This is a genomic window from Pseudomonas sp. WS 5021, assembly GCF_012985535.1.
Lineage (GTDB): Bacteria > Pseudomonadota > Gammaproteobacteria > Pseudomonadales > Pseudomonadaceae > Aquipseudomonas.
Window position 1 is genome coordinate 370,628 of the sequence record NZ_JAAQWP010000004.1, and the last position, 18,913, is coordinate 389,540.

General features: G+C 60.4%; 16 protein-coding genes and 4 tRNA genes. 14 read left to right on the plus strand and 6 right to left on the minus strand.

Annotated elements, in window-relative coordinates; all coding sequences use genetic code 11:
• Positions 1-22: 22 nt before the first annotated feature.
• Positions 23-886: a sensor domain-containing diguanylate cyclase gene (locus HBO19_RS15185; protein WP_170057795.1), complete on the minus strand. Its 864-nt coding sequence runs from the start codon at positions 884-886 to the stop codon at positions 23-25.
• Between the two features lie 82 nt (positions 887-968).
• Positions 969-2,360: an aldehyde dehydrogenase family protein gene (locus HBO19_RS15190; protein WP_170057796.1), complete on the minus strand. Its 1,392-nt coding sequence runs from the start codon at positions 2,358-2,360 to the stop codon at positions 969-971.
• A gap of 104 nt (positions 2,361-2,464) precedes the next feature.
• Here HBO19_RS15190 and HBO19_RS15195 point away from each other — a divergent pair, with 104 nt between their 5' ends.
• A complete protein-coding gene (locus tag HBO19_RS15195; RefSeq protein WP_170057797.1) occupies positions 2,465-3,346 on the plus strand; it encodes a LysR family transcriptional regulator in 882 nt (293 codons plus the stop codon).
• Here the strand turns inward: HBO19_RS15195 and HBO19_RS15200 are convergent.
• Both HBO19_RS15200 and HBO19_RS15205 read right to left on the minus strand, forming a co-directional pair.
• Positions 3,343-3,552 carry a hypothetical protein gene (locus tag HBO19_RS15200; protein ID WP_057438594.1) on the minus strand — a complete coding sequence of 70 codons (210 nt, stop codon included), beginning with the start codon at positions 3,550-3,552 and terminating at the stop codon, positions 3,343-3,345. The genes HBO19_RS15195 and HBO19_RS15200 overlap by 4 nt on opposite strands.
• A 115-nt stretch (positions 3,553-3,667) precedes the next feature.
• Positions 3,668-4,864: an amino acid aminotransferase gene (locus HBO19_RS15205; RefSeq protein ID WP_170057798.1), complete on the minus strand. Its 1,197-nt coding sequence runs from the start codon at positions 4,862-4,864 to the stop codon at positions 3,668-3,670.
• 343 nt (positions 4,865-5,207) lie between these two features.
• Between HBO19_RS15205 and uvrB the strand changes: the two genes are divergently transcribed.
• Positions 5,208-7,223 (plus strand): excinuclease ABC subunit UvrB, encoded by a 2,016-nt coding sequence (uvrB, locus tag HBO19_RS15210; RefSeq protein ID WP_170057799.1) that lies wholly within the window; start codon positions 5,208-5,210, stop codon positions 7,221-7,223.
• A gap of 120 nt (positions 7,224-7,343) precedes the next feature.
• Here the strand turns inward: uvrB and HBO19_RS15215 are convergent, their stop codons facing one another.
• Positions 7,344-8,894, minus strand: a complete 1,551-nt coding sequence (locus HBO19_RS15215; RefSeq protein WP_170057800.1) for an MDR family MFS transporter — start codon at positions 8,892-8,894, stop codon at positions 7,344-7,346.
• Positions 8,884-9,930: an HlyD family secretion protein gene (locus HBO19_RS15220; RefSeq protein WP_169953433.1), complete on the minus strand. Its 1,047-nt coding sequence runs from the start codon at positions 9,928-9,930 to the stop codon at positions 8,884-8,886. The genes HBO19_RS15215 and HBO19_RS15220 overlap by 11 nt, the downstream gene beginning before the upstream one ends.
• Before the next feature lie 198 nt (positions 9,931-10,128).
• Between HBO19_RS15220 and gltX the strand changes: the two genes are divergently transcribed.
• From gltX to HBO19_RS15280, 12 genes are all read left to right on the plus strand, one after another.
• Positions 10,129-11,610: a glutamate--tRNA ligase gene (gltX, locus tag HBO19_RS15225; RefSeq protein WP_170057801.1), complete on the plus strand. Its 1,482-nt coding sequence runs from the start codon at positions 10,129-10,131 to the stop codon at positions 11,608-11,610.
• 147 nt (positions 11,611-11,757) lie between these two features.
• Positions 11,758-11,833, plus strand: a tRNA-Ala gene (locus tag HBO19_RS15230).
• 77 nt (positions 11,834-11,910) lie between these two features.
• Positions 11,911-11,986: transfer RNA gene (locus tag HBO19_RS15235), tRNA-Glu, on the plus strand.
• A 49-nt stretch (positions 11,987-12,035) separates the two neighbouring features.
• Positions 12,036-12,111 (plus strand) — tRNA-Ala (locus HBO19_RS15240).
• A gap of 78 nt (positions 12,112-12,189) precedes the next feature.
• Positions 12,190-12,265, plus strand: a tRNA-Glu gene (locus tag HBO19_RS15245).
• Positions 12,266-12,448: 183 nt separating this feature from the next.
• A complete protein-coding gene (locus tag HBO19_RS15250; protein WP_169953437.1) occupies positions 12,449-12,988 on the plus strand; it encodes a TetR/AcrR family transcriptional regulator in 540 nt (179 codons plus the stop codon).
• Positions 12,989-13,018: 30 nt separating this feature from the next.
• Positions 13,019-13,960, plus strand: coding sequence for an alpha/beta fold hydrolase (locus tag HBO19_RS15255; protein ID WP_170057802.1), 942 nt, complete (start codon positions 13,019-13,021; stop codon positions 13,958-13,960).
• Complete coding sequence (locus HBO19_RS15260) at positions 13,908-14,339, plus strand: thioesterase family protein (RefSeq protein WP_170057803.1); 432 nt, start codon at positions 13,908-13,910, stop codon at positions 14,337-14,339. Before HBO19_RS15255 ends, HBO19_RS15260 begins: the two co-directional genes overlap by 53 nt.
• Positions 14,340-14,406: 67 nt before the next feature.
• Positions 14,407-15,366 carry a tRNA-dihydrouridine synthase gene (locus HBO19_RS15265; RefSeq protein ID WP_169953442.1) on the plus strand — a complete coding sequence of 320 codons (960 nt, stop codon included), beginning with the start codon at positions 14,407-14,409 and terminating at the stop codon, positions 15,364-15,366.
• A gap of 118 nt (positions 15,367-15,484) precedes the next feature.
• A complete protein-coding gene (locus tag HBO19_RS15270; RefSeq protein ID WP_170043442.1) occupies positions 15,485-15,934 on the plus strand; it encodes an Hsp20 family protein in 450 nt (149 codons plus the stop codon).
• A gap of 559 nt (positions 15,935-16,493) precedes the next feature.
• Positions 16,494-17,873 carry a hypothetical protein gene (locus HBO19_RS15275; protein ID WP_170057804.1) on the plus strand — a complete coding sequence of 460 codons (1,380 nt, stop codon included), beginning with the start codon at positions 16,494-16,496 and terminating at the stop codon, positions 17,871-17,873.
• A 279-nt stretch (positions 17,874-18,152) separates the two neighbouring features.
• Positions 18,153-18,905, plus strand: coding sequence for a hypothetical protein (locus HBO19_RS15280; protein WP_346266497.1), 753 nt, complete (start codon positions 18,153-18,155; stop codon positions 18,903-18,905).
• The last annotated feature ends 8 nt before the right edge of the window (positions 18,906-18,913 follow it).

The following is an 18,913-nucleotide window of genomic DNA, read 5'->3' on the forward strand; positions in this document are numbered from 1 at the left end:
ATCGCCAGGGCAGGGGCGACTTTCACCCCGCCGCGCGGTGCAGTTTTTTCACCCGGTACATATCGCCATCGGCATGGCTGAGCAGGGTGTCGGCATCTTCCCCGTCATCCGGGTAGCGCGCCACGCCGATACTGCACGACGGCATTTTCACCGGGCCAAACTCAGGGCCAAGGGGGGCGGCCATGATGGCGAGGATCTGCTGCACCTTCTCGGCCACGGCGTTTTCGCAATGAAGGTCGGTCAACAGCACGGTGAACTCATCGCCACCCATCCGCGCCACCGTGTCGGTCTCGCGCACACAGGCTTCCAGGCGCCTGGCGATGGTGCACAGCACGCGGTCGCCGGCGACATGCCCATGCACATCGTTGATGCCTTTGAAGTCATTGATATCCAGGAACAGCAGCGCCAGCGTGCTCTTCTGCCGGCGCGCGTTGCGCAGGGCCGAATCGAGGCGATCATTGAACAGCGAGCGGTTGGTCAGGGCGGTCAGCGGGTCGTGATGGGCGAGGAAGCGCAGTTCTTCCTCGGCCTGGGTGAGGGCGGTGATGTCCCGTGCCACGCCGATCCGCGCGCCGACATCCTCGGACCAGAACGCCGCCCACAGGATATGGACGAGGCTGCCATCCTTGCGGATATAGCGGTTGCGGAAATCCACGTGGGGCTGGCCGTTCATCACCCGAATAATCGAGGCCCGGGTGGCTGCCAGGTCTTGGGGGTGCATGTAGTCGGTGATCAGGCTGCCGGTCAGCTCGTCGGCACGGTAGCCGAGCAGTGCCTCGCAGGCGTCGCTGACAAATGCAATCTGGTTGTCCCTGTCGACCACGAAAACCGTATCCAGCATCAGATGGATCAGTTTGGGATAGAGCGCTTGCAGGTCAACGGGCATGGGTCAGTGCAGTCCGGTTCAAATAACGGCCTGATCATATCCTGAACCCGCAAGCTGGCAATGAGGAATCTTGATGATCGGCCTACCGCCGATCTACCCATACCGTCTGCGCATTGCAGAATTCGCGCACGCCGAAATGTGACAATTCGCGGCCAAACCCACTCTTTTTCACCCCGCCAAACGCCACCCGAGGATCGGACACGCTGTAGGCGTTGATAAAGATGCCGCCGGTTTCCAACTGGTTGGCGATCTCGCGTGCCTTGGCCGGGTCGCGGGTAAAGACGCTGGCGGTGAGGCCGAACTCGCTGTCGTTGGCCAGGGCCACGGCGTGGTCGGCGTCGCGGGCGGTGATGATCGAGGCGACGGGGCCGAACAGTTCCTGCTTGAACGAGGTCATCTGGTCGGTGACATCGGCCAGGACGGTGGGGGCGTAATAGTTGCCTGGCCCGTCGATGGGGTGGCCGCCCAGCAGCAGGCTGGCGCCTTCGGCCAGGGTCGCCTGGACTTGTGCGTGCAGTTCGTCGCGCAGGTCGAAGCGGGCCATGGGGCCGATATAGGTGTCGTTCGATGTCGGGTCGCCCATCACCAGTTGCCGGCTGGCTTCAAGAAATTTGGCGGTGAAGGCCTCGACCACGCCTTGCTCGATGATCAGGCGCTTGGCGGCGGCGCAGACCTGGCCGGAATTCTGGAAGCGGCCGGTCACGGCGGCTTGCACGGCGGCATCGAGATCGGCGTCGTTGAGCACGATGAAGGGGTCGGAGCCGCCCAGTTCCAGCACACATTTTTTCAACGCAGCGCCGGCCTGGGAGCCGATGGCGATACCCGCGCGCACGCTGCCGGTCAGGGTCACGGCGGCGATGCGCGGGTCGGCGATGGCCTGGGACACGCCGTGCGCGGTGACGTTGATTACTTCAAACAAGCCTTCGGCGAAACCGGCTGTGTGGAAGGCCCGTTGCATCAGGTAGGCGCTGCCCATCACGTTGGGCGCGTGCTTGAGCACGTAGGTGTTGCCGCTGAGCATGGTCGGCACGGCACCGCGCAGTACCTGCCAGACCGGGAAGTTCCACGGCATTACGGCGAGGATCGGGCCCAGCGGGCGATATTCAATCCGGGCGCTACCGTTGTCGACCAGGGTCGGCTCCGGCGCGAGTATGGCCGGCCCGTGGGCGGCGTACCACTCGGCCAGCAAGGCGCATTTCTCGATTTCACCACGGGCCTGGGCGATGGGCTTGCCCATTTCCAGGGTGATCATTTGCGCCATTTCTTCAGCTTGTTCGCGCAGGGCGCCGGCCAGGGCCAGGAGCAATTCGGCGCGCTGTGCCACAGGTGTATGGCGACCCTTGCGAAAGGCGGTGCTGGCGCGGGTGAGGGCGGCGTCCAGTTGTGCGGCGGATTCGTACGGGTAGCTGCCGACGGTTTCGCCATTGGCGGGGTTGATCGACAAGGCATGGGTCTGGTGAGAAATAGCGGTCATGGCACCGTCCTGCGCAGTGTTGGAGAAGATGCCCAGCGTACGGGGCTGTATCTTTTCCGGGAACTGAATAATATTAAGCAATACGTTCACGATTGGAGAATGACTTGGATCTGGTGCAACTGGAGATTTTCAAGGCCGTGGCCGAGCAAGGCAGCATCAGCGCTGCCGCACAATTGATTCATCGGGTGCCGTCGAACCTGACCACGCGTATCAAGCAACTGGAGCAGGACCTGGGTGTGGAGTTGTTTATCCGTGAGAAAAGTCGCCTGCGCCTGTCGCCTGCCGGCTGGAATTTCCTCGGCTATGCGCGGCGCATCCTCGACCTGGTGCAAGAGGCTCGCGCCACCGTCGCGGGTGAGGAACCCCAGGGGCCATTTGCCCTGGGGTCGCTGGAAAGTACCGCCGCCGTGCGCATCCCGGCGTTGCTTGCGGCCTACAACCAGAAACACGCCAAGGTCGAGCTGGACCTGACCACCGGGCCCTCGGGGACGATGATCGAAGGCGTGCTATCGGGCCGACTGGCGGCGGCATTTGTCGACGGCCCGGTGTTGCACCCCACCTTGGAAGGCGTGGCGGTGTTTGAAGAGGAAATGGTGGTGATTGCGCCGTTGCATCACGGGCCGATCACCCGTGGGCAGGATGTGAACGGGGCGAGCATCTATACCTTTCGCTCCAACTGCTCGTACCGGCATCACTTTGAGCGTTGGTTTTCCCAGGATGGCGCGGTGCCGGGGAAGATTTTCGAGATGGAGTCGTACCACGGCATGCTCGCCTGCGTCAGCGCCGGCGCCGGTTTGGCGCTGATGCCACGCAGTATGCTGGAGAGTATGCCGGGGTTTACCACGGTCAGCGTGTGGCCGTTGGCGGACGAGTTCCGCCTGCTCAACACCTGGCTGATCTGGCGCCGGGGCACGGTGTCGCAGAGTCTGGACAGCTTTGTGCAACTGCTGGAGGAACGCATTCCCCTGCAGGAGCCGGCAAGCTAGCCACCAAATTGCAGGGTGCCCATCGCCAGTTTCGCCATCAGCGCCGTGGCGCCCAGCTGTACCAGCCACAGGGCCAGGCCGCCGAGGAAGACGCCCAGGGCGACTTGCAGGACCAGGCTTTTTTGCCGCTTGGCTGGGGGCGTGCGCGGGGTGAAGTGGTCCAGTTCGTCGCGGTCGGCACGCAGGTCCAGGTCGTCGTTTCTCATAGGCGGCTCATATCAATGGTGAAGGAACACGGCCTCTGTAGGAGCCGGCTCCTACAGAGTCTCGCACAAAAAAGGGGAAGCCATTGGCTTCCCCCTTCGTACCCCGCGCTCAGGCTTACAGCACCTGCACAATCGCCTTGGTCACGGCAGCGATGTTCGCCTGGTTCAACGCCGCCACACAGATGCGGCCGGTGTCGAGGGCGTAGATGCCGAACTCGCTACGCAGGCGGGTGACTTGCTCTACGGTCAGGCCGGAGTAGGAGAACATCCCGCGCTGGCGACCGACGAAGCTGAAGTCATGGCCCGGCGCTGCCTTGGCCAGCTCGCTGACCATCTGCTCGCGCATGCCGCGGATGCGCAGGCGCATTTCGGCCAGTTCCGCTTCCCACTGGGCGCGCAGCTCTGGGTTGTTGAGCACCGCCGCCACAATCGCCGCGCCGTGGGTCGGCGGGTTGGAGTAGTTGGTGCGGATCACGCGCTTGACCTGGGACAGGATGCGCGCGCTTTCTTCTTTCGACTCGCTGACGATCGACAGTGCGCCCACGCGCTCGCCGTACAGCGAGAACGATTTGGAGAACGAGCTGGACACAAAGAAGGTCAGGCCCGACTCGGCGAACAGGCGCACGGCGGCGGCATCTTCGTCGATACCGTCGCCAAAGCCCTGGTAGGCCATGTCGAGGAACGGCACCAGGTTCTTGGCCTTGACCACTTCCAGCACGTCTTTCCAGTCGGCCGGGCTCAGGTCGACGCCGGTCGGGTTGTGGCAGCAGGCGTGCAGTACGACGATGGACTGGGCGGGCAGGGCGTTGAGGTCTTCCAGCAGGCCGGCGCGGTTCACGTCGTGGGTGGCGGCATCGTAGTAACGATAGGTCTGCACCGGGAAGCCGGCTTTTTCAAACAGCGCCTGGTGGTTTTCCCAGCTCGGGTCGCTGATGGCAACCACGGCATTGGGCAGCAGCTGCTTGAGGAAATCGGCACCGATTTTCAGCGCGCCGGTGCCGCCAACGGCCTGGGCGGTGATCACGCGGCCAGCGCTCAGCAATGGCGACTCGGCGCCAAACAGCAGCTTCTGTACGGCCAGGTCGTAGGCGGCAATGCCATCGATCGGCAGGTAGCCACGAGCGGCGTGTTGCGCCACGCGAATGGCTTCCGCTTCGGCAACGGCACGCAGGAGTGGAATCTTCCCCTCCTCGTTGCAGTAAACGCCTACGCCAAGGTTGACCTTGGTAGTACGGGTATCGGCGTTGAATGCTTCGTTGAGGCCCAGGATAGGATCGCGTGGTGCCATTTCGACAGCGGAGAACAGGCTCATTTTTGCGGCAGCTCTATGGGGGAATGGAGGGACGTGTCGCGCTCCAGCCGAATGCACTAGAGCGGTGCACAAACGGGGAGCTAGTATAGAGGCCAACACCGCTCGCGGCGACAGCCGAAACGGCTTTTCGGCCAAGTTTTTCGGTTTATTTATCGACCGTTAGTCTTATTGCAACATTGATGGCCACAGGCATGTAGGGCGAGTGCCTTGAAACCCGTCACATTCGCCTCCACTTCTACAGCTATCATGGTTTTTTCCTACGGTCTGCTCTGAAACTTCGCGGGCTGTGGTCTTTTTCGTCCCCGACGGGTTTACAGTCTGGGGTGACTTCAAGAGGTACGTTATGTCGGATTTCCAACTAGTCACCCGCTTTGAACCTGCTGGCGACCAGCCCGAGGCCATCCGCCTGATGGTCGAAGGCATCGAGGCCGGCCTGGCTCACCAGACGTTGCTCGGGGTGACCGGTTCGGGCAAGACCTTCAGCATCGCCAACGTGATCGCGCAGATCAACCGCCCGACCCTGGTGCTGGCGCCAAACAAGACCCTGGCCGCGCAGTTGTATGGGGAGTTCAAGGCGTTCTTCCCGAACAACGCGGTGGAGTACTTCGTTTCCTACTACGACTACTACCAGCCGGAAGCCTATGTGCCGTCCTCCGATACCTTTATCGAGAAGGATGCGTCGATCAACGACCATATCGAGCAGATGCGGCTGTCGGCGACCAAGGCGCTGCTGGAGCGCAAGGACGCGATCATCGTCACCACCGTTTCTTGCATCTACGGCCTGGGCAGCCCGGAAACTTATCTGAAGATGGTGCTGCACGTCGATCGCGGCGACAAACTCGACCAGCGCGCCTTGCTGCGACGCCTGGCGGATTTGCAGTACACCCGCAACGACATGGACTTTGCCCGCGCGACCTTCCGCGTGCGTGGGGATGTGATCGACATTTACCCGGCAGAGTCGGACCTGGAAGCGATCCGGATCGAGCTGTTCGACGATGAAGTCGAGAGCCTGTCGGCCTTCGACCCGTTGACCGGCGAAGTGATCCGCAAACTGCCGCGCTTTACCTTCTATCCAAAAAGCCACTATGTGACGCCCCGTGAAACCCTTTTGGATGCCATGGAAGGGATCAAGGCCGAGCTGGCCGAGCGCCTCGAATACCTGCGCGCCAACAACAAGCTGGTGGAAGCCCAGCGCCTGGAGCAGCGCACGCGTTTTGACCTGGAGATGATTCTCGAGCTGGGCTACTGCAACGGCATCGAAAACTACTCGCGCTACCTGTCGGGCCGTGAGTCCGGTGCGCCGCCGCCGACCCTCTACGACTACCTGCCGGCGGATGCTTTGCTGGTGATCGACGAATCCCACGTCAGCGTGCCGCAAGTCGGCGCCATGTATAAAGGCGACCGCTCGCGCAAGGAAACCCTGGTGGAATACGGCTTCCGCCTGCCTTCGGCGCTGGATAACCGGCCGATGCGCTTTGACGAATGGGAAAGCATCAGCCCGCAGACCATCTTTGTGTCCGCCACGCCGGGCAACTACGAGGCCGAGCATGCGGGCCGGGTGATCGAGCAACTGGTGCGCCCCACCGGCCTGGTCGACCCGCAAATCGAGATCCGTCCGGCCCTGACCCAGGTCGATGACCTGCTGTCGGAAATCACCAAGCGCGTGGCCCTGGAAGAGCGGGTGCTGGTCACCACGCTGACCAAGCGCATGTCTGAAGACCTTACCGATTACCTGGCCGACCACGGCGTGCGCGTGCGTTACCTGCACTCGGACATCGACACCGTGGAGCGCGTGGAAATCATCCGCGACCTGCGCCTGGGCACCTTCGATGTGCTGGTGGGCATCAACCTGCTGCGTGAAGGCCTGGACATGCCCGAGGTGTCGCTGGTGGCAATCCTGGATGCGGACAAGGAAGGTTTCCTACGCTCCGAGCGCTCGTTGATCCAGACCATCGGCCGTGCGGCGCGTAACCTCAACGGCCGCGCGATCCTGTACGCCGACCGCATCACCGGCTCCATGGAACGCGCCATCGGCGAGACCGAGCGCCGCCGCGACAAGCAGATTGCGTTCAACCTGGCCAATGGCATCACCCCCAAGGGCGTGTTCAAGGACGTCGCCGACATTATGGAAGGCGCCACCGTACCGGGTTCGCGCAGCAAGAAGCGCAAAGGCATGGCCAAGGCTGCCGAGGAAAGCGCCAAGTACGAAAACGAATTGCGCTCGCCGAGTGAAATCACCAAGCGTATCCGCCAGTTGGAAGAGAAGATGTACCAGTTGGCGCGGGACCTGGAGTTTGAAGCGGCAGCGCAGACGCGCGATGAGATTGGCAAGTTGCGCGAGCGGTTGCTGGCGGTCTGAATTTGCAGTGACTGCTCGGGCCTCATCGCAGGCAAGCCAGCTGCCACATTTGATCGAGTTCCACCTTTGGAATGCAGTCGAATGTGGGAGCGAGCTTGCTCGCGATAGGGGCAACTCGGTCTAGTGGGCTTCCCCAGCCTTGAGCCCCGCCGGCAACGCCCTGGTCAAAAAGATCGCCAGCATGCTCACCGCCAACGCCAACCCCACGAAGTGAAACGCATCGTTGTAGGCCATGATCTGCGCCTGTTGATGCGCAATCTCACTGAGCTTGCCCAGCGCTGCCGTCTCATTGCCAAACTTCTGGGTCAGCATCGCCATGCGCTCGGCCACCTGCGGGTTGGTCGGCACAATGGCTTCGCGTAGGTAGTCAAAATAGGTCTTGGTCCGCGCATCCAGTAACGTCGCCAGCAGCGCAATACCGATGGCGCCGCCCAGGTTACGCAGGATATTGAACAGGCTCGACGCCGAGCCCGCGTCCTGGGGCAGGATGTAAGCGGTGGCGATCAGCGAAATGGTGACCATGATCAGCGGCTGGCCGAGGGCACGGATGATCTGGATCTGGTTGAACTGGCTGCCGGCAAAGTCCGGGTTGAGCACGCCCGAGGAAAAACTCGCAAAGCCAAACAGGCCAAATCCCACCGCGCAAAGCCACTTCGGCGACACGTATTTCATCAGTTTCGGCACCAGCGGGATCAGGAACAACTGCGGCACCCCCATCCACATGATCACTTCGCCGATTTGCAGGGCGTTGTAGTTCTGGATCTGCGCCAGGTACAGCGGCAGCAGGTAGATCGAGCCATACAGCCCCACGCCCATGCCCAGGCTGGAAATGCTTGAAAGCCCAAAGTTGCGGTTGGCGAGGATGCCCAGGTTGATCAGCGGGTTGGGCTTGGACAACTGCACGATGACGAAGGTGATCAGGCTCAACAGGGCAATGCTGCCCAGGCTGACGATCAGGCTCGATTCCAGCCAGTCCTTGCGATGCCCCTCTTCAAGAAATACCTGCAAACAACCCAGGCCCACGGCCAGGGTCAGGATGCCCATGTAGTCGGTGCTTTTGAGCAATTCCCAGTGCGCGGCCTTTTTCTCCAGGCCATACAGCAGGCCGGCGATCATCAGCAGCCCTGGCGGTACGTTGATATAGAAGATGTATTCCCAGCCCCAGTTTTCCGTGAGCCAGCCGCCAATGGTCGGGCCGATGGAGGGGGCAAAGGTGGCCGTCATGGCGAACATCGCCATGCCCTTGGCGCGATGGTGTTCGGGCAGCTTGATCAGGGTCAGGGTGAAGGCCAGCGGGATCAGCGCACCGCCGGTAAAGCCTTGCAGGGCGCGGAACACGATCATGCTTTCTAGGCTCCAGGCCATGGAACACATCAGCGAAGCGATGAGGAACCCCACCGAGACCCACACCGCCAGGCGCCGTGCCGAGAGCAACTGCACCAGCCAGGCGGTGAGGGGGATCATGATGATTTCGGCTACAAGGTAGGAGGTGGAAATCCACGAGCCTTCTTCCAGGGTGGCCGACAGCGCGCCCTGGATGTCCTTGAGCGAGGAGTTGGTGATCTGGATGTCGAGCACCGCCATGAAGGCGCCGAGCATGACGCTCATTACCGCGATCCAGTCGCGCCGGGTCGGTTCGCCGACCGGGCGCAGCAGTTGATCACCGGCCATGGTCAGGGTCTTGGATCTTCACTTTGACGGTCACCGACATGCCAGGGCGGATCTTGCCGTGCAGTGGGTTGTCGGCGGCAAAGGTGAGTTTTACCGGGATTCGTTGTACGACTTTGGTGAAGTTGCCGGTGGCATTGTCTGGCGGCAGCAGGCTGAACTGCGCGCCGGAGGCGGCGAACAGGCTGTCGACCCGCGCCTCGATGGGGGTATCGCCGTAGGCATCGAAGGTCAACTCGGCCGTCTGCCCAGGGGCCATATGGCCGATCTGGGTTTCCTTGAAGTTGGCCTGGATCCAGATGTCCTGGTCGGGAACGATGGACAGCAGGTACGCGCCGGCCTGCACATACTGGCCGTTGCGCGCTGCGCGCTGGCCAACCAGGCCGCTGATGGGCGCGTGGATTTCGCTGCGGGTCAGGTTCAGTTCGGCCTGGGCGATGTCGGCGCGGGCATTGGCGATCTGCGCGTCGAGGCGCTTGATCTCGGCGTTCAGGGCGCTGACTTGCTGGCGCTGGCCTTGGGAGTCAGCCTGGGCCTTGGCGACCTGGGAGCGGGCGATGTGGTTGTCAGCAGACAGGGTGGTGACGCGCTCTTCCGAGACATAGCCGGGCTTGCGCAGGGTTTGCGCGCGGGACAAGTCGATCTGCGCGCGGCCCAGGGTCGCCTGGCTGGACGCCACCTGGGCATCGGCGGCCGCGATCAGGCTGGCTTGTTGGGTTAGCTTGCTCGTGGCCTGCAAGCGCTCGGCTTCGCGGGTGGCGAGGGCGGCGTTGGCGCGGTCGATGGCCAGCAGGAAGTCGTCCTGCTCCAGGATGACCAGCAACTGGCCTTTTTCTACGTGCTGGTTATCGCCCACCTTGACCTCGGCGATGCGCGCGCCAAGCTGGCTGGAGACCCGGGTGATCTCGCCCTGCACGTAGGCGTTATCGGTACTTTCATAAAAACGTCCCTTGAAGAACCAATGGGCAAAGAAGCCCGCGGCGACCAGGGCGACGATAAACAGGAAGATAAACAGGCGGCGTTTGAGTTGGGCAGGCATGGCGGCGCAGTGTCAGTTACAAAAGGTAATGGAATATAGCCAGCTAACGATTTGGCAAATAGCCATGTCGAGGTTCCAGCCCCAACCTTGGCTTATATGCCCTTTGTTGATCGGCCTACGCTGGAGCCAGGGGGCTTGGGGCTGTTACCATTCGCCCCTTGTTTTATTTTCAGCTTTATTGCCCATTCGAGACCCGCCATGACCACCGTCCGCACGCGCATCGCGCCATCGCCTACTGGGGATCCCCACGTCGGTACTGCCTACATCGCCTTGTTCAACTACTGCTTTGCCAAGCAGCACGGCGGTGAATTCATCCTGCGGATCGAAGACACGGACCAGGTGCGTTCGACCCGCGAGTCGGAACAGCAGATTTTCGATGCCCTGCGCTGGTTGGGCATCACCTGGGCTGAAGGCCCGGATGTCGGCGGCCCGCACGGCCCGTATCGCCAGAGCGAGCGCAGCGACATCTATAAGCAATACACCCAGCAACTGGTCGATATGGGCCACGCCTTCCCGTGTTTCTGCACTGCCGAAGAACTGGACCAGATGCGCGCCGAGCAACAGGCCCGCGGCGAAACCCCGCGCTACGACGGCCGCGCGCTGCTGCTGTCCAAGGAAGAAGTGGCCACGCGCCTGGCCGCCGGTGAGCCGCACGTGATCCGTATGAAAGTGCCGAGCGAAGGCGTGTGCGTGGTGCCAGACATGTTGCGTGGCGACGTGGAGATCCCGTGGGACCGCATGGACATGCAAGTGCTGATGAAGACCGACGGCCTGCCGACGTACTTCCTGGCCAACGTGGTTGACGACCACTTGATGGGCATCACCCACGTGTTGCGTGGTGAAGAATGGTTGCCGTCGGCACCCAAGCTGATCCTGCTTTACGAATATTTCGGCTGGGAACAGCCGCAGCTGTGCTACATGCCGCTGCTGCGTAACCCGGACAAGAGCAAGCTGTCCAAACGCAAGAACCCGACTTCGGTGACCTTCTACGAGCGTATGGGCTTCATGCCTGAAGCGATGCTCAACTACCTGGGCCGCATGGGCTGGTCGATGCCGGACGAGCGCGAGAAGTTCTCGCTGCAGGAGATGGTCGATAACTTCGACTTGTCCCGCGTCTCGCTGGGTGGGCCGATCTTCGATATCGAGAAGCTGTCGTGGCTCAATGGCCAATGGCTGCGTGACCTGCCGGTGGAAGAGTTCGCCAGCCGTGTGCAGCAGTGGGCGTTGAACCCCGAGTACATGATGAAGATCGCACCGCTGGTGCAGGGCAGGGTGGAGACTTTCAGCCAGGTCGCCCCGCTGGCCAGCTTCTTCTTTGCCGGTGGCGTGAACCCGGATGCCAAGCTGTTCGAGTCGAAAAAACTCTCGGCTGACCAGGTTCGCCAGTTGATGCAGTTGATCCTGTGGAAACTCGAAAGCCTGCGCCAGTGGGAAAAAGAGGCCATCACCGCGACCATCCAGGCCGTGGTCGAATCCCTGGAACTGAAGCTGCGCGATGCCATGCCGCTGATGTTTGCCGCGATTACCGGGCAAGCCAGCTCGGTGTCGGTACTCGATGCGATGGAAATCCTCGGTCCGGACCTGACCCGTTTCCGTCTGCGCCAAGCCCTTGATTTGCTTGGCGGTGTATCAAAGAAAGAAAACAAGGAATGGGAAAAGCTGCTGGCTGCTATCGCCTAGTTAAGCGTTGGTGAGGGCAAAACCCCGGCTTTGCGGGGTTTTGACGGTAAGTGATTGTTATCCCGGCAAAAAACTTTGGAAATTGTTGAAAATAAATTTGACAGCCTTTCAAAGCGCCATTAAGATTCGCCCCGTCCTCACCGATGAGGGGCTATAGCTCAGCTGGGAGAGCGCTTGCATGGCATGCAAGAGGTCAACGGTTCGATCCCGTTTAGCTCCACCAATTTACAGGTTCAAGGTCTGGCCACACCGTCCTTGAATCGATCAGGCCCAGCTTGATCATGTTGTACAGAAGGTTTTGTCCCCTTCGTCTAGTGGCCTAGGACACCGCCCTTTCACGGCGGTAACAGGGGTTCGAGTCCCCTAGGGGACGCCAGTTTCAACAAGCAGCTCGCAAGGTCTGCTGCGCCGCCAGGCGAAAAATCGGGGCTATAGCTCAGCTGGGAGAGCGCTTGCATGGCATGCAAGAGGTCAACGGTTCGATCCCGTTTAGCTCCACCAATTTACAGGTTCAAGGTTCCGGCCACACCGTCCTTGGATCGATCAGGTTCAGCCTGATCAGTTGTATAGAAGGTTTGTGTCCCCTTCGTCTAGTGGCCTAGGACACCGCCCTTTCACGGCGGTAACAGGGGTTCGAGTCCCCTAGGGGACGCCACGATTACCCGCTCTGCGGGATTTTTAAGGGTCATTCAATTATTGAATGGCCCTTTTGTTTGTCTGGCGTTTGGGTTTTCTCCCTCCCTCTTTCAAAAAACTTCTTCTGACCAACGGTCGAATTCAGCGCTTGCTAAAAATTATTATGAAGATAATATTTTAATCGTAATATTCGGAGGCCGTCATGAGCGATAAGAAAGCGCAAACCCGTGAACGTATTTTGCAGGCCGCCAGCTCCGCGCTGATCCAGCGTGGCCCGGCCGAACCGAGTGTGGGTGAAGTCATGGGGGCGGCGGGGCTGACCGTTGGTGGCTTCTACGCCCACTTTGAAAGCAAGGACGCCTTGATGCTGGAGGCGTTCGAGCAGCTATTGGCCACGCGTCGGGCCTCTATCGACGATATGGACCCCAGCCTGACAGGCGAAGAGCGCCGAGCCCTGGTGGCGGCGTTCTACCTGTCGCGCAAGCACCGTGATTCCACCGCTCAGGCCTGTCCGATCCCGGCCACGGTCGGCGAGATGAGCCGCCTGCCAGATGAATTTCGCGATGTATTGAACCGGCACGTCGAACTGATGGCCGCACAACTGGCTGCCAGCCCGGAAGACACCGATAAGGCCCTGGCCGACATGGCCTTGATGATTGGTGGCCTGGCATTGGCCCGGGCGCTGGGGCCTGGCGAATTGTCGGACCGTGTATTACGCGCCTCCAAGTCGGCAGTGCGCTGAACAAGGCTTGCGGGCCTGGGGAGTGAATGGATGAGCACCTTGAGCTGGATTCGTCGTGTCAACGGCACCGTGGGCAGGCTGGCGCCGCAGACCATCGCCAACCAGATGCGTCGCGCTTTCATGACGCCGCGGGATCTGCCGCCGCGTGATTGGGAATTGCCGCTGCTGGCGCAGGCCGAGCGCATCACCTTGCGCTTTGGCCTGTCGGCCCTGCGCTGGGGCCAGGGCCCGGCGGTGCTGATGATGCATGGCTGGGAAGGGCGCCCGACCCAGTTCGCCAGCCTGATCAACGCATTGGTGGGTGCCGGCTACTCGGTGATTGCCCTCGACGGTCCGGCCCATGGCCGCTCGCCGGGCCGCGAGGCCCACGTGGTGCTGTTTGCCCGGGCGATGCTGGAGGCTGCCGCTGAGTTGCCGCCGTTGCACGCGGTGGTCGGCCACTCCATGGGCGGCGCCAGTGCGATGCTGGCCATCCAGTTGGGCCTGCGCACCAATGCGTTGGTGAGCATTGCCGCGCCTTCCCGCTTGCTCGATGTATTGCGCGGCTTTGCCGGAGTGGTCGGCATGCCGGCGCGGGCACGGGCGGCGTTTATCCAGGAGGTCGAGTACTCCCTGGGCATCCCGCTCAAGCACCTGGATGTGGCGCACTATCAAATGAACATCCCGGGCCTGATCGTGCATGCCGAAGACGATACCTTCGTCCCGGTCAAGGCTTCGCAGATGATCCACGAGGCCTGGTTCGACAGCCGCCTGTTACGCCTGGAGCAAGGCGGGCACCAGAAAGTCCTGGCCGATCCCCGGGTGGTCGAAGGCGTACTGGCGCTACTGGCCGGCTGTCGTGAACCAGCGCGGCAAACCGCTAGAGCCGAACGATGGGTTACACTGCTCGCCGCCGACATTAATCGACCGGGAGCAGGGCATGGGCTGGGACTTGGCAAAGCCGTTTATCATCGATCTGCAGGTGGCCCCTGAGGATATCGACGGCCTGGGGCATGCCAATAATGCCGTCTACGTATCCTGGCTGGAGCGTTGCGCCTGGCGCCATTCCCAGCGCCTGGGCCTGGACCTCAGCGAGTACCGGCGCCTGGATCGGGCCATGGCGGTAGTGCGCCATGAAATCGATTACCTGGCGGCGGGCTACGAAGGTGATGAGTTGCAATTGGCGACCTGGATCGTCGATTGGGAGCAGCGCCTGAAAATGACCCGGCGCTTCCAACTGATACGCCCCAGCGATGGCACCACCTTGCTGCGTGCACAAACCACCTTTGTCTGTATCGAACTCTCCAGCGGCAAGCCCAAGCGCATGCCGGCGGAGTTTATCGAGGGCTATGGCGTGGCGTTGCACATCTGACAAGGGGGTTAACGGTTACTGTGGGAAACCCAGTAAACTGCGCCACGTTTTTCGTTGAGTGTTTTCCATGCAAATTGCCTTGGCGCCCATGGAGGGGTTGGTCGACAACATCCTGCGGGACGTGCTGACCCAGGTGGGCGGTATCGATTGGTGCGTGACCGAATTTATCCGGGTCAACGACCGCCTGCTGACCCCGGCCTATTTCCACAAGCTTGCCCCTGAACTGCTGCACGGCGCCAAGACCGCTGCGGGCGTGCCGTTGCGCGTGCAGTTGCTTGGTTCCGACCCCGTGTGCCTGGCGGAAAACGCCGCGCTGGCCTGCGAGCTGGGTTCGCAGGTAATCGACCTGAACTTCGGCTGCCCGGCCAAGACCGTCAACAAATCCCGTGGCGGTGCGGTGCTGCTCAAGGAGCCGGAGCTGCTCAACCAGATCGTCGAGCACGTGCGTCGTGCGGTGCCGGCGCATATCCCGGTGACCGCCAAGATGCGCCTGGGCTTCGACAGCCCGGATGGCGCGCTGGTGTGCGCCACGGCCCTGGCCGAAGGTGGCGCGGCGCACATCGTGGTGCATGCGCGGACCAAAGCCGATGGCTACAAGCCCCCCGCCCATTGGGAATGGATCCCGCGCGTGCAGGACGTGGTCAAGGTGCCGGTATTTGCCAACGGTGATATCTGGAGCGTCGAGGACTGGCGGCGCTGCCGCGAGATCAGTGGGGTCGAAGACATCATGCTCGGCCGCGGCCTGGTAGCGCGTCCCGACCTGGCCCGGCAAATCGCCGCCGCGCGTGCAGGTGAAGAGGTGGTAGAGATGACTTGGGAGGAGATGCAGCCCATGCTCCGGGAGTTCTGGACGCAGTCTGTAGCGCAACTGACTGAGCGCCAGGCTCCTGGCCGCTTGAAGCAGTGGCTGGCGATGCTGACGCGCAATTACCCGCAAGCCGTGGAGCTGTTTACCGCGCTGCGCCGGGAAACCGATCTGCTGCAGGTCAGTCGTTTGCTCGGTATGCCTCACCCGCAAGCGGCCTGAAATTTTTCTTACAGCCTCTCTTGAAATGTAATGGGTGGTCCTTATCTAGGGATTACACGATGCCGAACTCGGGTCGTGGAGATAAAGAACCTTGCTGATATTTCAGGAGATTTGACCTATGAGTACCGCATTTTCCCTGGCGCCGTTGTTCCGCTCTTCCGTGGGTTTCGACCGTTTCAACGACCTGTTCGAGACCGCATTGCGCAATGAGCCGGGCAGCAGCTACCCACCTTATAACGTCGAGAAACATGGCGAAGACCAATACCGCATTGTGATCGCGGCCGCCGGTTTCCAGGAAGACGATCTGGAGTTGCAGGTGGAGAAGGGCGTGTTGACCGTCAGCGGCGGCAAGCGCGACACCAAGGCTGAGAGCGTCACCTATCTGCATCAAGGCATTGCCCAGCGGGCCTTCAAGCTGTCATTCCGCTTGGCGGACCATATCGAGATCAAGGCTGCGGACCTGAGTAACGGTTTGCTGAGCATCGATCTGTTGCGGGTCGTGCCGGAAGAAGCAAAGGCCAAGCGTATCCCGATCAATGGGGCGCAGAAGCCGGCGCTGCAACACTAAGCGCATATTTTTAAATCTTTCATCATCTGCAAAAAGGGCGCCTCTGGCGCCCTTTTTTTGTTTAGGGTCTTGAAGGAGGTTGCAGGTGTTTTAATCGATAGCGAGGGAAGTTTTGTTTAGTTGAGGGTGTGTTGTTTTATTTGTTTGCTAGCAAGTGTGTGTAACTTTCTTGGTTGGGTGCGTGTTTGCATAGTTAGAATGTTTCTTTGTTTGGAGGCATGGCAGCAGTCTTAGTCGCGCGGGAAATATCATGGGCGCTGTCATGCACACTCGGTGAATCATAACGGTTTTTTTCCTCGCAGCAGTTTATTAACGGGTATGACGTATTTTTATCAGGCACAAGCCGTAGAAAAGCAGGTTTTCGGCAGAAGTCCATGGGTAAAAGTCCTAAGTTACCTTTTAGTGTCCTTATGTTTTCCGCGATATCTGGAACCAGAACGCTTATTTCCCCACGAATCCAGTGACTTCGATACGGTCGCTGCCGTTTCAAGTCATAAAAAAACAGTGTTTGTCATGGGCGTCTGAACGTCCTGGTGCTTTTCTGAAAGAGGGATGAATAATGTCTTATCTGTCTGTTAATAATCCTCCGAGCGTCAATGTTGCTAATCATCAGCTTGATCTGGTCGCGCCGCCTGGAAGTGGTGATGTGAGTAAGTTGTTAAATACTAAGTCGAGCGTAGTGCCGGAACACACTCGGCATGTTGAAGTTGGGCGGGAAAATACAACTGTCAGTACGGATGCTCTTGCAAAGCTGCTGGATATGTTCGAACTGCTCTTCAAGGCAATGCGAGATGTGTTGTCGGGTAAAAAGCATCCTTCCGAGGCCTTGCCCACGGCGGATAAACCGTCTGAAACCAAACCCGCTCTTGGGGACAGAGCCGCCATTACCACTAAGGATGCAAAGGCACAGGTGGGTGGAGACAAACCTACTACGCAAACACCGCAGACCACCGGCAAACTGTTGATTTCAGGCCAGGCTTTAAAAAAGCAGCTCGATGCGGACAAGCTAGCCGAGAAGAAACCCGACACTGAGAGCAAGCCTGCGATTGCGAGCAACGACACCAAACTACTGCTTGATACAGACAAGAAGCCCCAGTTAAAACCGGACGCCGAGAGCAATCCCGTGCCTGCGGGCAAGGACGCCAAGGTCCTGGTTGATAGCGACAAGAAACCCGAGCTAAAACCGGACGCCGAAAGCAAGCCCGTACCTGCGGGCAAGGACGCCAAGGTCCTGGTTGATAGCGACAAGAAACCCGAGCTAAAACCGGACGCCGAAAGCAAGCCCGTGCCTGCGGGCAAGGACGCCAAGGTCCTGGTTGATACCGATAAGAAGCCCGAGCAAAAACTGGACACGGACACCAAGCCCGCGACTCCCGGCAAAGAAGTCAAGGTACTGTTGGATGGCGGCAAACAACCTGTGGTGCTGCCGCAGGTCAAGGTTATGCCAGGGACTCCAGAAACGCAGGCCAAGGTGTCGTCGGACAACCATGTGCAGGTGAACGTGAATGTGAACAACTGCCACTGCCCATCGACTCACCAGCCACCCAGCCCGCGCGGCGGCGTCACAGTGACGCCTCGTTTCGAACCCGAGCCAGGTGTGGTGATACGCCACGACGCCAAGGTGAGGCCTGGCCCGCAGTCCAAGCCAACGGTAGTGCCCGGTAACGATGCGAAGGTGACGCCTGATACCCAGGTGCCTGGGAGTGATGGTCGGGCGAGGCCGGGCTTGGTGCCCAACCGTGTTGCAGCGGTGACACCCGACGCGGTGCCTGAACCGGCAGTCCCGAATGACAGTCGCGTAAAGCCTGAGGTATCCCCGCTGCCAAACCCTGAAGTGCTACCGGATAAGCCTGGGCCTGAGCCGGATGTGACCGCTGCGGGGCCGGAATGCCGCCCTGATGAAATGGGGTGGTCGGCGCGTCCCTATCGCCGGTTTTAACGCGCCTCTTGGGCCAATAGACCTCTAACTTCAATCAGTTGCTTCTCCGGTCAGCGATCGGCCGGAGGGGCACTTTGTGCGAGAAAAAACATGTCTGTTTCAAGCGTTAACCGTGCTTCCAGCGTCATGTGTAATGGTTCCGGGTACTTGGCAGGAGCTTTTAGTATTGAGACCGCTAGTCCCTCGCTACAGGGCTCGGCTGTCAGCAGGTTTTCCCATCAGCACTCGCCCAGGCATGTCGCTGAACTGGACGGCTGTGGGGCAAACCAGGCGGCGGACTTGCAAACCATCATTTCAATGTTCAGTACGTTCATGAGCCAAATTACAGCGCTGCTGTCGGGTGGCAAGGAGCTTGATAAAGCCAAGGTTGTTCCCGCGCCTGTCACGCCTGAAATCAAGCCCTTACCGTTAGTGCCAAAGCCCCAGACGCCTCTTCCGGATTTGTCGACCAAGCGTAATGGGGCCAAATGCGATGATATCTGGGGTGGTTTTCGCCAAGGGCCGGATGGCAATTGCGTAACGGTTTCAGCGATCAAGGCCGCCATGCACAAGTTTGGACAAAGCCCCACTGATATCTACAAAAATGTCAGTAAAACCGAGCGCGGCTATGACGTGACGATGCGTGACGGTTTTCATTTGACGTTGACCAGCCAGGAGTTGAAACAGGCGGCAGCGGGCGCACGTTTTTTTGGGCGCGACAGGGGCATGCTCAAGGACGCTGAGTTTTTGTTTGCTGCCAGTGCCAAGCGTGCGCAGATAGAAAACAACGATGGTCGAGCGGCGAGAAGTTTCAGCGCGGCCATCCGCAGTCTCAATGATGGTGAAGATGAGCGTGGCGCAGGGGAAGGGTTCGAGCGCTTGGGCTTAAAGAAGCATATAAAAAATGTCCCGGTAAATACCTTGGCCCGCGGCCAGGTCGGGATGGTCAACCGTGCCCGGCATTCGGTCGCAGTGATCGACGGCAAGGAAGAGTTATGGGGTCGAAAAGGCAGGGCGCCGCGGTATGGGGATGCAGTGGCGTTAATCGGGTGATCAGTAGT